Source organism: Burkholderia torrens (genome assembly GCF_984668525.1).
This window is the reverse complement of record NZ_OZ480212.1, coordinates 2,365,960-2,380,197: the sequence shown is the minus strand read 5'-3', so window position 1 is coordinate 2,380,197 and position 14,238 is coordinate 2,365,960. Positions and strand designations below refer to the sequence as shown.

At 67.8% G+C, this 14,238-nt stretch carries 12 protein-coding genes; 10 read left to right on the top strand and 2 right to left on the bottom strand.

The window, feature by feature from the left end:
- Positions 1–6 precede the first annotated feature (6 nt).
- From andAb to AC5LXX_RS26860, 3 genes are all read left to right on the top strand, one after another.
- Positions 7–333 carry an anthranilate 1,2-dioxygenase ferredoxin subunit AndAb gene (andAb, locus tag AC5LXX_RS26870; protein WP_493411672.1) on the top strand — a complete coding sequence of 109 codons (327 nt, stop codon included), beginning with the start codon at positions 7–9 and terminating at the stop codon, positions 331–333.
- Positions 323–1,543 (top strand): anthranilate 1,2-dioxygenase system ferredoxin--NAD(+) reductase, encoded by a 1,221-nt coding sequence (gene andAa / locus AC5LXX_RS26865; protein WP_493411671.1) that lies wholly within the window; start codon positions 323–325, stop codon positions 1,541–1,543. Before andAb ends, andAa begins: the two co-directional genes overlap by 11 nt.
- Positions 1,544–1,661: 118 nt before the next feature.
- Entirely contained in the window at positions 1,662–2,948 is a 1,287-nt protein-coding gene (locus AC5LXX_RS26860) for a DUF445 domain-containing protein (protein ID WP_493411670.1), read from the top strand.
- A gap of 48 nt (positions 2,949–2,996) precedes the next feature.
- Here the strand turns inward: AC5LXX_RS26860 and AC5LXX_RS26855 are convergent, their stop codons facing one another.
- Both AC5LXX_RS26855 and AC5LXX_RS26850 read right to left on the bottom strand, forming a co-directional pair.
- Positions 2,997–3,296: an addiction module antidote protein gene (locus AC5LXX_RS26855; protein ID WP_493411669.1), complete on the bottom strand. Its 300-nt coding sequence runs from the start codon at positions 3,294–3,296 to the stop codon at positions 2,997–2,999.
- Positions 3,297–3,299: 3 nt separating this feature from the next.
- On the bottom strand, positions 3,300–3,617 hold the full coding sequence (locus AC5LXX_RS26850; protein ID WP_493413423.1) for a type II toxin-antitoxin system RelE/ParE family toxin: 318 nt from the start codon (positions 3,615–3,617) through the stop codon (positions 3,300–3,302).
- Between the two features lie 367 nt (positions 3,618–3,984).
- Here AC5LXX_RS26850 and AC5LXX_RS26845 point away from each other — a divergent pair, with 367 nt between their 5' ends.
- From AC5LXX_RS26845 to AC5LXX_RS26815, 7 genes are all read left to right on the top strand, one after another.
- Entirely contained in the window at positions 3,985–5,625 is a 1,641-nt protein-coding gene (locus tag AC5LXX_RS26845) for an acetolactate synthase large subunit (RefSeq protein WP_124446340.1), read from the top strand.
- Between the two features lie 29 nt (positions 5,626–5,654).
- The gene (locus tag AC5LXX_RS26840; RefSeq protein ID WP_493411668.1) at positions 5,655–7,088 is read left to right on the top strand and encodes an aldehyde dehydrogenase family protein; all 1,434 of its coding nucleotides are present in this window, start codon (positions 5,655–5,657) and stop codon (positions 7,086–7,088) included.
- Positions 7,089–7,322: 234 nt separating this feature from the next.
- Entirely contained in the window at positions 7,323–8,906 is a 1,584-nt protein-coding gene (locus AC5LXX_RS26835) for a Na+/H+ antiporter (RefSeq protein WP_493411667.1), read from the top strand.
- 482 nt (positions 8,907–9,388) lie between these two features.
- On the top strand, positions 9,389–10,522 hold the full coding sequence (locus AC5LXX_RS26830; RefSeq protein ID WP_493411666.1) for a hybrid sensor histidine kinase/response regulator: 1,134 nt from the start codon (positions 9,389–9,391) through the stop codon (positions 10,520–10,522).
- A gap of 123 nt (positions 10,523–10,645) precedes the next feature.
- On the top strand, positions 10,646–12,322 hold the full coding sequence (locus AC5LXX_RS26825; protein ID WP_493411665.1) for a methyl-accepting chemotaxis protein: 1,677 nt from the start codon (positions 10,646–10,648) through the stop codon (positions 12,320–12,322).
- Positions 12,319–12,831 (top strand): chemotaxis protein CheW, encoded by a 513-nt coding sequence (locus AC5LXX_RS26820; protein ID WP_493411664.1) that lies wholly within the window; start codon positions 12,319–12,321, stop codon positions 12,829–12,831. Before AC5LXX_RS26825 ends, AC5LXX_RS26820 begins: the two co-directional genes overlap by 4 nt.
- Entirely contained in the window at positions 12,828–14,228 is a 1,401-nt protein-coding gene (locus AC5LXX_RS26815; protein ID WP_493411663.1) for a CheR family methyltransferase, read from the top strand. The genes AC5LXX_RS26820 and AC5LXX_RS26815 overlap by 4 nt, the downstream gene beginning before the upstream one ends.
- The last annotated feature ends 10 nt before the right edge of the window (positions 14,229–14,238 follow it).

Here is a 14,238-nt window from a genome sequence, read left to right as displayed (position 1 = left end):
ACAGACATGACCGAAGCAACGCTGGCCGAGTGGCATCCGCTCGGCGCTTTCGACGAATTCTCCGAAGACGAACCGGCGGCGCGTGTCGCCGGCCAGAAGCCGATCGCGATATTCCGGATCGGCGACGAGCTGTTCGCGATGCACGACCTCTGCACGCACGGCCATGCGCGGCTGTCCGAAGGCTATGTGGAAGACGGCTGCGTCGAATGCCCGCTGCACCAGGGGCTGATCGACATCCGCACCGGTGTGCCGAAATGCGCACCGATCACCGAGCCGGTGCGGACCTATCCGATCCGGATCGTCGACGGGCAGGTGGAAGTCAATGTCGGCTGATCCGTTCGTGATCGTCGGTGCCGGCCACGCGGCGCGGCGCACGGCCGAAGCGCTGCGCGAACGCGATGCGGCGGCGCGCATCGTGATGATCGGCGCGGAGCGCGAGCTGCCGTACGACCGCCCGGCGCTGTCGAAAGATGCGCTGCTGGCGGACGGCGGCGAGCAGCGCGCGTTCATCCGCGATGCGGCATGGTACGACGCGCAGCGCATCGAACTGCGGCTCGGCACGCGCGTCGACGCGATCGAGCGCGATGCGCAGCGCGTGCGGCTCGACGACGGCACGACGCTGCCCTATGCGCGGCTCGTGCTCGCGACGGGCTCGCGCGTGCGCACGTTCGGCGGGGCAATCGACGAAGGCGTCGTGCCGCACTACGTCCGCACGGTCGACGATGCGCGTGCGTTGCGTGCGCGGCTTGCGCCGGGCCGCCGCGTGGCGGTGCTCGGCGGCGGTTTCATCGGGCTCGAGGTGGCGGCTGCCGCGCGCCAGCTCGGTTGCGACGTGACGGTGATCGATCCGGCGCCGCGCCTGTTGCAGCGTGCGTTGCCGGAAGTGGTCGGCACGTATGCGCGGCAGATGCACGACGCACGTGGTGTGGTTTTCCAGATGGCGACGCTGCCGCGCGCGATCCGTCGCGCACCGGGCGGCGGCGCGATCGTCGAGACCGATCGTGGCGACGTCGAGGCCGATATCGTCGTGGTCGGCATCGGCGTGGTGCCCAACGTCGAGCTGGCGCAGGCGGCCGGACTCGACGTCGACAACGGCATTCGGGTCGACGCGGGCTGCCGCACGGCCGACGCCGCGATCTTCGCGGCGGGCGAGGTGACGATGCACTTCAATCCGCTGCTCGGGCGTCACGTGCGGGTCGAGTCGTGGCAGGTGGCGGAAAACCAGCCGGCCGTCGCGGCCGCGAACCTGCTCGGCGCCGATGATGCCTACGCCGAGCTGCCGTGGCTGTGGTCCGATCAGTACGACTGCAACCTGCAGATGCTCGGGCTGTTCGGCAACGAACGCACGATCGTCGTACGCGGCGATCCGGCGAGCGGGCCGTTCACGGTGTTCGGGCTCGGCGACGACGGCAGGATCGTCGCGGTGGCCGCGGCGAACCTCGGGCGCGACATCGGCGCATCGCGCCGGCTGATCGCGGCAGGGGCCGTGCCCGATCCGGTGAAGCTGGCCGATCCGGCGGTGAATTTGAAGTCGTTCATGTAGAAACGGCACGCGGGGCGCGCACGGCGCACACGTGCCGTGCGTGCCGGCTGCGCCTGCGCGTTTGTCGGTTGCAGCGAAATCGGGGATATTAGCGGCATCGCCGATCCGCCGGTCCTCCATGACGCCCGACAAAGCCCTCGAACTGAAACGCAGCAAGCGCCGCGCGCTGTGGCTGCTGCTGGCCGCCGTCGCGGTGTTCGTCACGACGATCCTGCTGCCGCGCGGCCCGTGGGTCGACGGCGTCAAGGCCGTGGCCGAAGCCGCGATGGTCGGCGCGCTCGCCGACTGGTTCGCGGTCGTCGCGCTGTTCCGCCGCGTGCCGATTCCGTTCGTGTCGCGCCACACCGAAATCATTCCGAAGAACAAGGACAAGATCGCCGACAACCTCGCGGTGTTCGTGCGCGAGAAATTCCTCGGCCCCGACGCGCTCGCCGCGCAGATCCGCCAGCACGATCCCGCGCAGAAGCTCGGCGCGTGGCTCGGCGAACCGGCGAACACCGACGCGCTCGGCAGCTACGTGACGAAGCTGATGAGCTTCGCGCTCGACATGACCGACGACGCGCGGATTCAAGCGTTCGTGCACGACGCGTTCCGCGCGGTGATCGACCGGGTCGACCTGTCGCAGTCGGCCGGCGCGATCCTCGACACGCTGACGAAGGACGGCCGCCACCAGGCGCTGCTCGACGACGCGATCGAGCAGGTGGTCGACGTGCTCGACAAGGAGGAGAACCGCGAGGTGATCGCGGGCTTCATCGTCGAATGGCTGAAGACGCAGTACCCGAAGGTCGAGAAGATCATGCCGACGCAGTGGTTCGGCGAGAACGGCGCGCGGATGCTCGCGAGCGCGGTGAGCCGGGTGCTCGAAGGCGTGGCGGCCGACCCCGAGCACGAACTGCGGCAGCGCTTCGACCGGACGGTCGCGCGGCTGACCGAGCGGCTGAAGCACGATCCGGCGTTCATCGAGAAGGGCGAGGAGATCAAGCGCTATATTCGCGACGGCGACGCGTTCAACGAGTATGCGCGCGACCTGTGGGACCAGTTGCGCGCGTGGCTGAAAGCCGATCTCGCGCGCGCCGATTCGGCGCTGCACCGGCAGGCCGCGACGCTCGGTGGCTGGCTCGGCGCGCGGCTGTCGGAGAGCCCCGCGCTGCGGGCATCGCTGAACGAGCACGTGGAGAAGGCCGTGCACGAGATGGCGCCGGATTTCGCCGATTTCCTGATGCGGCACATCCGCGATACGGTGCGCAACTGGGATGCGCGCGAGATGTCGCGGCAGATCGAGCTGAACATCGGCAAGGATCTGCAATACATCCGCATCAACGGCACGCTGGTCGGCGGGCTGATCGGGCTCGGGCTGTACCTGGTGTCGCTGGTGCCGCGCTGGGCGGCCGGGTGGCTGCATTGACGCGGCCGGACGCATCGCGGGCCGCGTGCGGCACCGGCCGCGCACGCATCACGCGTGCGCTTTCGAGCCGTGCAGTTGCAGGCCGAGCGCCTTGATGACTTTCAGGATCGTGCCGAAGCTCGGGTTGCCGTCGTGCGACAGCGCCTTGTACAGCCCTTCGCGCGACAGGCCGGCATCGCGCGCGACCTGCGACATGCCGCGTGCACGGGCGATCACGCCGAGCGCGTGCGCGATGAAGGCCGGATCGTCGCCGGCCTCCTGCAGGCAGGCCTCGAAGTAGTCGGCCATGTCGTCTTCGGTTTTCAGGTGTTCGGCCGAATCCCACGGCCGCGTGTTGATCTTGTCCATCGATCACTCCATGTCGAGGCGCGCGAGCATCGCGTGCGCGGCGCGTATGTCGGCCTGTTGCGTCGATTTATCGCCGCCGCAGAGCAGGATGACCCAGATCGGCCCGCGCCGGACGTAGTAGACGCGGTAGCCGGGGCCATGGTCGATCCGCATTTCGACGACCGGCGAGCCGGCGGACTTCCAGTCGCCCGGATTGCCCATCGACAGGCGGTCGATGCGTGCCTGGATGCGGCGCTTCGCGACGCGATCCTGCAGGCTGGCAAACCAGGCGTCGAAGACGTCGGTGGTTCGGATGCTGAACGTAGGCGCACTGTAGGGCATCGATTGCAGTATGTCAACCATGGTTCACAGATGAGATGGGCGGGTGGCAGGTCGATTCGTGGTCGCTACGGTAGGGCTGCCCGCTTCGTTTGTGTGCCGATTGGCCGTTCGGCCGAAGTCGAAATTTGTCGAATCCGTCTACAATCAAACACGTCCTTGCCGCTCGTGCGCGTTTGCCGCGTGCGGGCGGATCCGTTCGTTCTCCGGTGTTGCCGGGGGCGCCGCCACGCATCGCAATCGCGTATTGCGCGGCGGGAAGTGCCGTGGTTTGTGTCCAGTAGGTAAGCGTCCGCGTGCCGTAGGCCGGCGCGCGTCATGAACGCCGCGTGTCCGTAGGCCGGGCCGGCGGCATAACCGAGAGTCCCCCATGAAAGCATCGGATCTGTTCGTGAAGGCGCTGGAAGCCGAAGGCGTCGAGTACGTGTTCGGTATTCCAGGCGAAGAAAACCTCGATCTGCTCGAATCGCTGCGGCGATCGAAGATCAAGCTCGTGCTGACCCGGCACGAGCAGGCGGCCGGGTTCATGGCCGCCACCTACGGCCGCCTGACGGGCCGCACCGGCGTATGTCTCGCGACGCTCGGGCCCGGCGCGACGAACTTCGTCACGGCCGCCGCGTACGCGCAGCTCGGCGGCATGCCGATGCTGATGATCACCGGGCAGAAGCCGATCAAGTCCAGCAAGCAGGGCCACTTCCAGATCGTCGACGTGGTCGACATGATGCAGCCGCTCACGAAGTTCACGCGGCAGATCGTGTCGATCGGCAACATCCCGTCGGCCGTGCGCGAGGCGTTCCGGCGCGCGGAGGAGGAGCGCCCGGGCGCCGCGCACCTCGAGCTGCCGGAAGACATCGCGCACGAAGAGGGCGACGGCAAGCCGATCCCGCGCAGCTACAGCCGGCGGCCGGTGGCGGAGGAGAAGGCGGTCGCGCATGCGGTCGACGCGATCCAGGCCGCGCGCCATCCGCTCTTGATGATCGGCGCGGGCGGCAACCGCAAGACCACCTGCAAGATGCTGCTCGAATTCGTCGACAAGACAGGCATCCCGTTCTTCACGACGCAGATGGGCAAGGGCGTGATCGACGAGACGCATCCGCTGTGGCTCGGCAACGCGACGCTGTCCGACGGCGATTTCGTGCATCGCGCGATCGAGCATGCGGACTGCATCATCAACGTCGGCCACGACGTGATCGAGAAGCCGCCGTTCTTCATGCGCACCGACGACAAGACCGTGATCCACGTGAACTTCCTCGGCGCGCAGGTCGATCCCGTCTATTTCCCGCAGATCGAAGTCGTCGGCGACATCGCGAACGCGGTGTGGCAGATGAAGGAGGCCGTGTCGCCGCAGCCGCACTGGGATTTCGCGCGCTTCGCGATGATCAAGGAGCACTTCGACGCACACCTGGAGAAGGGCCAGCACGACCCGCGCTTCCCGATGTATCCGGTGCGCATCGTCAACGACCTGTACAACGCAATGCCGGTCGACGGCATCGTCTGTCTCGACAACGGGATGTACAAGATCTGGTTCGCACGCTACTGGCGTGCGCACGAACCGAACTCGCTGCTGCTCGACAACGCGCTCGCGTCGATGGGCGCGGGCCTGCCGTCGGCGATCGCGACGAAGATCGTGCATCCGCAGCGCAAGGTGATCGCCGTGTGCGGCGACGGCGGCTTCATGATGAATTCGCAGGAACTCGAAACGGCCGTGCGGCTGAAGCTCGACATCGTCGTGATGATCCTGCGCGACGACGCGTTCGGGATGATCCGCTGGAAGCAGGAGAACATGAATTTCCCCGATTACGCGATGACGCTGCAGAACCCCGATTTCGTCGCGTATGCGCAAAGCTACGGCGCGCACGGGCATCGCGTCGAATCGGCCGACGATCTGGAGCCGTTGCTGCGCGAGTGCTTCTCGTCGCCGGGCGTGCACGTGATCGACGTGCCGATCGATTATTCGGACAACGAGCGCGTGCTGAACCGCGAGATCAAGCGCCTGTCGGCCCAGCTCTGAATTCCCCGTTCACAGGAAGGAGTCGTTCCATGTTGAAGGAAACCTATCCGTATTACCTCGCCAACGAAGCCGTCTACGCGAACACCGATCTGGAAGTGATGGACAAGTTCAGCGGCAAGGTCGCGACGCGCGTCGCGCTGGCCGATGCGAAGGCGATCGATGCGGCAATCGCCGCGGCGGTCGACGCCGCGAAGCCGATGCGCGAGCTGCGGGCCTTCAAGCGGCAGGCCGTGCTCGACCATTGCGTCGCGCGCTTTCGCGAGCGCTTCGACGAGCTGGCCGAAGCGCTGTGCATCGAGGCCGGCAAGCCGATCAACGATTCGAAGGGCGAAGTGACGCGGCTGATCGATACGTTCCGCGTGGCGTCCGAGGAATCGGTGCGCATCGACGGCGAGATCATCAACCTCGAGATTTCCGCGCGTGCGCAGGGCTATACGGGCTACACGAAGCGCGTGCCGGTCGGCCCGTGCTCGTTCATCTCGCCGTTCAACTTCCCGCTGAACCTCGCCGCGCACAAGGTCGCGCCCGCGCTCGCGGCCGGCTGCCCGTTCGTGCTGAAGCCCGCGAGCCGCACGCCGATCGGCGCGCTGATCATCGGCGAGGTGCTCGCGGAAACCGATCTGCCGAAGGGCGCGTTCTCGGTGCTGCCCGCGCATCGCGACGGCGCCGATCTGTTCACGACCGACGAACGTTTCAAGCTGCTGTCGTTCACGGGTTCGCCGGCAGTCGGCTGGGCGCTGAAGGAGAAGGCCGGCAAGAAGAAAGTCGTGCTGGAACTCGGCGGCAACGCGGCCGCGATCGTCGATGCCGATCAGCGCGACCGGCTCGACTACGTGGTCGAGCGTCTCGCGTTCGGTGCGTACTACCAGTCGGGCCAGAGCTGTATCGGCGTGCAGCGGATCCTCGTGCATGCCGATCTTTACGACGCGCTGCGCGAGAAGCTGATCGCGAAGACGCGCTCGCTGAAGATGGGCGATCCGAAGGATCCGTCGACGTTCGTCGGCCCGATGATCTCCGAATCGGAGTCGCGCCGGCTGTCGGGCTGGATGGACGCGGCCGTCGCGGCGGGCGCGAAGATCGTCGCGGGCGGCAAGGTCGACGGCGCGATGTTCGAGGCGACGCTGCTGGAAAACGTCGGGCACGAGCAGGACCTGTACCGGAAGGAGGCGTTCGGCCCCGTCGCGATCCTCGAGAAGTTCGACCGCTTCGACGACGCGCTCGCTCGCGTGAACGACAGCGACTTCGGGCTGCAGGCCGGCGTGTTCACCGATTCGCTCACGCATGCGCAGCGCGCATGGGACGAACTGGAGGTCGGCGGCGTCGTGATCAACGACGTGCCGTCGTTCCGCGTCGACAACATGCCGTACGGCGGCGTGAAGGATTCGGGGCTCGGTCGCGAAGGGGTCCGCTACGCGATCGAGGACATGACCGAACCGCGGCTGATGGTCGTGCGCCGACGGTAACGCGCAGGCACGCGGCACGGGTCCGCGACGGCACGCAGGCTGGCGATCGGGCCGGCCTGCGTGCCGTTTTTCATTGCGGTGCATGCATCGGGGCGGCACGGCGCGCGCACCCCGCACGGCAGCCCGCCCGGCGCGCGCTCGACTGCTGGCCTCGCCTCGTGATGTAATCGCGCCAAACTGCGGACCGCGGTACGACGCCGGAACGCGCGAATTCATTCTTCACGAGGTCGATTCATGTCCCCCGTCTCGGCATTCAAGCTGGTTCTGTTGTCATTTCTCGCGATCGTCGCGCTCGAATGCATCGCCAAGCGGCTGCGGCTGCCGCCCGCGGCCGCGCTGCTGATCGGCGGCATCGGTATCGCGTTCATTCCCGGCCTGCCGCCGATCAACCTCGATCCCGACCTGGTGCTGCTGGTGTTCCTGCCGCCGCTGCTGATGGACGGCGCGTACTTCTCCGTGTGGGAGGAGTTCAAGCGCAACGTCGGCGGCATCCTGATGCTCGCGATCGGCGCGGTCGTGTTCACGACGTTCGCGGTCGGCTTCGCCGTGCACTGGGTCGTGCCGGCGCTGCCGTGGGCCGCGTGCTTCGCGCTCGGCGCGATCGTGTCGCCGCCCGACGCGGTCGCCGCGAAAGCCGTGCTCGAACGCGTCGCGCTTCCGCGCCGGTTGATGGTGCTGCTCGAAGGCGAGAGCCTGCTGAACGACGCGGCCGGCCTCGTGCTGTTCCGCTTCGCGGTCGCGGCCGCACTCACCGGTGCGTTCAGCCTCGAGCACGCGGTCGTGCGTTTCGCGGAACTCGGGCTCGGCGGCGTGGTGGTCGGCTTCGTGGTCGGCAGGCTCGTCGTGTGGTTCCTGAAGCTGCTCGACGACGACTATCTCGTGATCACCGTCGCGGTAATCACCGGCTGGATCGCGTACATCGCAGGCGAAATGGTCGAGGTGTCGGGCGTGATCGCGACGGTCACGGCCGGCATGATCGTCGGCTGGCATCAGCACGAGGTGTTCTCGGCTGCCGTGCGCACGCGTGGCACCGCATTCTGGCAGGTCATCGTGTTCCTGCTCGAAGCGATGGTGTTCGTCCTGATCGGGCTGTCGCTGCGCGGCGCGATCCACCGGCTCGGCGGATTCGAGCAGGTGCTCGCCACGATGGTGCCGCCGGTGGTCGCGGTGCTGGCGGCGGTGATCCTGTCGCGCTTCGTGTGGATCTATGCGGTCGAGGCGCTGAAGTGGCCGGTGCGCGGGTTCGCACGGCGCGGCGAAGCGCCCGACTGGAAGGCCGCGACGATCATGAGCTGGGCCGGGATGCGCGGGGTCGTGACGCTGGCGATCGCGCTGTCGCTGCCCGAGGCGCTGCCCGGTCGCGACGTGATCCTGGTCGCGTCGTTCGCGGTGATCCTCGTCACCGTGCTGCTGCAGGGCACGACGATCGGGCCGCTGATCCGGCTGCTGCGCGTGCCGCAGCGCGAGGAGCGCGCCGCGCATCATCTGACCGAGCCGCAGACGTGGGCGCATGTCGAGGCTGCCCAGCTCGCGGCGATCCAGCCGCTCGTGCGCGACGAGAACGGCGTCGTGATCCACCCGCGCCTGCTCGAGCAGTACACGTATCGTGCGGAGCTGACCGAACGCGCGAAGAACGAACCCGAATACCCGGCGGAAGTGCGCACCGCGCACTACGACGTCGTGCTGGCCGCGATCCGGGCCGGGCGCGCGGAGTTGTTGCGCCTGCATCGGTCGGGGCGCATCCACGACGAGATGCTGCATGCGCTCGAACGCGATCTCGACCTGCAGGAAGTGTCCGCGCAGCACGCGCGCGGGTAAGCCGGCGCGACCTGCCATCGCACGGGCCGGCGTCCTGCCGGCGCCGCCGAACCGCGCGCCGGCCGATCCTGGCCGGCCGCGCGTTTTTTTGCACCTGTCTACCGGCCGATGTGGCGTATCGGCATCCGGCCCTCAATACGTCCGGCAAACAGCCTTGCAGCCCATGCAATCCTTATGGGACCGGTCTCGCAAACGTTATCGTCTTTCGAATCCGGAAATGATCCGATTTATCTGATTCCGTCTCTTTCGGCATATTTGGCAAAACTAAACCGGAAGGAGATAGATGCTGTGTTCTAATTTCATTTAGAATCAGCCGGTTATCTTTATTGAGAGAAAGAATGCGGAGGTAATGCGGTCGCCAATGGAGAAGGAATCGGCGTCCGAAGCCCCGTAAGGCAGTGCCGACAGGCCAAATCGGCGGAATCAGGCGGTTTTTTCAACCGCCAAAATAAGATAGTGTCCAAGTCGGATAAACAACTCCTATGAAAGAATCGATTGGAGATTCGGCGTTTGAAACTGTATTTATGAAAGAATCGAGCAGTGATAATGCCTCGGATTGTCTCGAATCGGGGTTATCGGTCCTCCTGGTCGACGATCAACCGTTCGTCGGCGAGGTGATCCGTCGCGCGCTGCGCAGCGAACAGGACATCAACCTGCATGTGTGCACCGACGCGCACCGGGCGATGGCGGTCGCGCGCGACGTGAAGCCGACGGTGATCCTGCAGGACCTCGTGATGCCGGAGATCGACGGCCTCGATCTCGTCCGCGCGTGGCGCGCGGACGCCGGCACCGCACGCGTGCCGATCATCGTGCTGTCCGCGAAGGAGGAGCCGATCGTCAAGCGCGAGGCGTTCATTGCCGGCGCGAACGACTATCTGGTGAAGCTCCCCGACGCAATGGAGCTGACCGCGCGCATCCGCTATCACTCGAATTCGTACCTGATGTCCCGGCAGCGCGACGAGGCGCTCGATTTCCTGTCGCACGACATGCGTTCCCCGCAGACGTCGATCCTCGCGCTGCTCGACGTCTACCGCACCGAACACGGCGACATGCCGGCGATCATGGAGCGCATCGCCGGCCATGCGCGGCGCGCGCTTGCGCTCGCCGACGGTTTCATCCACCTGACCCGCGCGCAGTCCGAGCGCCGCGCGCACGAGGTCGTGAGTCTCAACGAGATCGTGCTCGATGCCGTCGACCAGCTGTGGGAGAAGGCGGCCGGGCTCGGCTGCCGGGTCGTCGCGCACGTGCCCGACACCGAGTGCGTGACGATGGGCGACCGTATGATGCTCACGCGCGCGGTCGCGAACCTGATCGACAACGGGCTGAAATACGGCCCGGCCGGCACCGACGTGCACTGCACGCTGGGCAGCGAGGACGGCGCCTGGCTGATCGGCGTCGAGGATACCGGCGCCGGCATCGCCCCGGAGCAACGCACGGCCGCGACCGAGTCGTTCGTGCAGCTCGAATCCGCACATGGTGCGGCGCGCGGCGGCTTCGGCCTCGGGCTCGCATTCGTCCGCGCGACGGCGGCGCGGCACCGCGGCCGGATCCTGATGCGCAATACGGCGCGCGGCTTCATGGTCGCGCTTCGGCTGCCGGCGCAAGCGGAGCGGTGATTTTGCGGCGCGGCCTGCCGGCGCCGCGTCGTCCGCAGACCCCGATACGCTCGCGGCGCGCCTCTCGGCGCGCAGGCGGGCGCGGATTTTTTCAACGCTGATTTTAGAAAGCCCATAACGAACATGGCCACCGTGACGCCTCGCGCGACCAATGAAAGCCTGCATCCGACGATCGGCGCCGCCCGGCTGACGCTCGGTAATCGCATCCTGCTCAGCTTCGGCGTGCTGTTCGTGCTGATGCTGGTGACAGCCGGCGTGTCGTACGAGCGACTGCGCGCGATCAATGCCGAAGCCGTCAGCATCGAGCGTGACTCGCTGCCCGGCGTCTACCTCGCGTCGTCGCTGCGCGCAGCGGTCAACGAAACGTTCGTCATGCTGCAGCAGGCGACCTTTGTCGAGACCGATCCCGACGCCGCGCAGCGCGATCTCGCGAAGATCACGGACGCGACGAAGCAGGTCGAGTCGCTGTCGGTCGACTACCAGGCATCGATCTTCCGCGACGACGACCGCGCGCGGTTTGCGACGTTTCGCGGCGCATACGATCGCTACCTGCCGCTGTTGACCGACGCGGTCCAGAAGCACCACGGCTCGCGCGACGAAGCGATCGCCGCCTACGCGAAGGTGTTGCCGGGCTGGACCGAGGTCGTGCAGGACGCGAACATCATGGTCCAGGAGAACCGCAAGTTCGCCGACCAGTCCGCGAGGCTGATCCGCGAATCCGTGCAGGACACGGAAGTCGTGCTCGTCGGCGCGCTGACGATCATGCTGCTGTCCGCGCTCGGGCTCGGCTACCTGCTGTACCGTTCGGTCACGGTCCCGATGGCGCGGCTCGTCGAAGTGCACGACGTGATGCGTACCGGCAACCTCACGCGCCGCCTCGACCTGCGCCGCCGCGACGAATTCGGCACGCTCGAGACGGGCTTCAACCGGATGGCCGACGAGCTGACCGAACTCGTCGCGCGCGCGCAGCAGTCGTCGCTGCAGGTGACGACGTCAGTGGCCGAGATCGCGGCCACCTCGCGCGAGCAACAGGCGACCGCGAACGAAACCGCTGCGACGACGACCGAGATCGGCGCGACCTCGCGCGAGATCTTCGCGACATCGCGCGACCTGCTGCGCACGATGAACGAGGTGGCCGGCGTGGCCGAGCAGTCGGCGACGCTCGCGGGCGTGAGCCAGAGCGGGCTCACGCGGATGGGCGAGACGATGCGCAGCGTGATGGACGCGGCCGGCTCGGTGAACGCGAAGCTCGCGATCCTCAACGAGAAGGCGCTGAACATCAACCAGGTGGTCGCGACGATCACCAAGGTGGCCGACCAGACCAACCTGCTGTCGCTGAACGCGGCGATCGAGGCCGAGAAGGCCGGCGAGTACGGCCGCGGCTTCGCGGTCGTCGCGACCGAGATCCGCCGCCTGGCCGACCAGACGGCCGTCGCGACCTACGACATCGAGCAGACGGTGAAGGAAATCCAGTCGGCCGTGTCGGCGGGCGTGATGGGCATGGACAAGTTCTCCGAGGAAGTGCGCCGCGGGATGCTCGACGTGCAGCAGGTCGGCGGGCAGCTGTCGCAGATCATCGCCGAGGTGCAGACGCTCGCGCCGCGCTTCCAGATGGTCAACGAAGGGATGCAGACGCAGGCGAACGGCGCCGAGCAGATCACGCAGGCGCTGTCGCAGCTGTCGGAGGCCGCGCAGCAGACGGCCGAGTCGCTGCGCCAGTCGTCGCAGGCGATCGACGACCTGACGCTGGTGGCGAACCAGTTGCGTACCAGCGTGTCGCGCTTCAAGGTCGACGCGTGACGCGCGCCGATCCGCAGAACGGCGCGCATGCGCTGTTCCTGATGTTCGAGCTCGACGGCGAGCGCTATGCGCTCGACGCGGCCGGCATCGACGAGGTGCTGCCGCTCGCGGACACGAAGGCCGTGCCCGGCGCACCCGACTGGATCGCCGGACTGCTGATGCGCGGCGGCCAGCCGGTGCCGGTGATCGACGTGCCGATGCTGGCGCTCGGCCGGCGCGCGCATGCGCTGCGCTCGACGCGGCTTGTGATGGTCCGCTACCGCGCGGGCGACACGGGCGTCGAGCGCACGCTCGGCCTGATCGTCGAACGTGCGACGCAGACGATGCGGATCGACCGCGCGGCGTTCCACGCAAGCGGCATCTCGACCGCGCGCACGCGCTGGCTCGGGCACGTCGCGAATACGCCTGACGGCGTCGTGCAGCAGGTGTCGGTGTCCGACCTGGTCGACGATGTCGCGCGCCTGTATCTGTTCGACGGCCTGACGGGCCACGGGGGGGAATTCGCATGAAAGCGTCCGAATCGCGATTTCGCGGCTGGCTGTTGCGCGAGACCGGCATCGACTCCGATTCGCTCGGCAACGATTTCCTGACGCGGGCGCTGACGGAGCGCGTGCATACGCTGCAGGCGGACGGCGAGCGCCTGCCGTCGGCGGCGCGGCCGCCCGTCACGCCGGAAGCGCTCGACGCGTACTGGCAGCAGCTGAACGCATCGGCCGACGAGAGGCGTGCGCTGATCGAGCTGTTCGTCGTGCCCGAGACGTGGTTCTTCCGCGACCGCGAGGCGTTCGCGACGCTCGCGCGGCTCGCGACCGAGCGGCTTGCCGCGATGCCCGGCCGCGTGATCCGCGTGCTGAGCGCGCCGTGCTCGACGGGCGAGGAGCCGTATTCGGCGGCGATGGCGCTGCTCGACGCGGGGCTCGACCCGGCCAGCTTCGCGATCGATGCGATCGATCTCAGTGCGCGCGCGATCGAACAGGCGCGGCTCGGCTGTTACGGGCGCAACGCGTTTCGCGGGACGGCCACCGAGTTTCGGTCACGGTACTTCACGCCGGCGAGCGACGGCTGGCTGCTCGACGAGCGCGTGCGCGCATGCGTGCAGTTCCGTCACGCGAACCTCGTCGAACCGGCCGCGGATACGGGTATCCGCTACGATTTCGTGTTCTGCCGCAACGTGCTGATCTACTTCGACCGCGACGCGCAGGATCGCGTGATCCGCTCGCTCGACGCGTTGCTCGTCGACGACGGCATGCTGTTCGTCGGGCCGGCCGAAACGGGCGTCGCGATGCGGCACGGGATGCGCTCGGCGCGCGTGCCGCTGGCGTTCGCGTTTCATCGTGAGCCGGCCTGCACGGCGGCCGATGCGGGCGCGGCCCGGTCGGCGCCGCCGCTGTCGGCGGCGGCGCCGTACCGGCATGCGGAGCGCCTCACGGTCGCGCCGCTCGCGGCGACGCGCCCGGTGCTGGCCGTCGCGCCGCCGGCCTGGCGTGGCGACGCGGGGCAGCCGATCGCGGTGCCGCCGCCGGCCGTGAACACGGCCGCCTTCGACGCACGGGCCGACCTGCCGGTCGCGACGGCCGACGCGGCCGCGCCGGTTGCCGAAGGCCTCGCGCCGACGCTCGAGGATGCACAGGCGCTCGCGAACGCGGGCGCATTCGACGAAGCCGAGCGCGTGCTCGCGCAGTTTTCGGCGCGCGTCGGGCCGCATGCCGACGCGTTCTACCTGAACGGATTGATCGCGGATGCGCGCGGGCGCGCCGCGGAAGCGGGCGACTTCTACCGGAAGGCGCTGTACCTGCGACCCACGCACCACGAAGCGCTGACCCATCTCGCGACGCTGCTCGACGTCGGCGGCGATCGCGCGGGGGCGCAATGGCTGCTCGAGCGCGCACGGCGCTCGGCCGGCTGACACGATGACG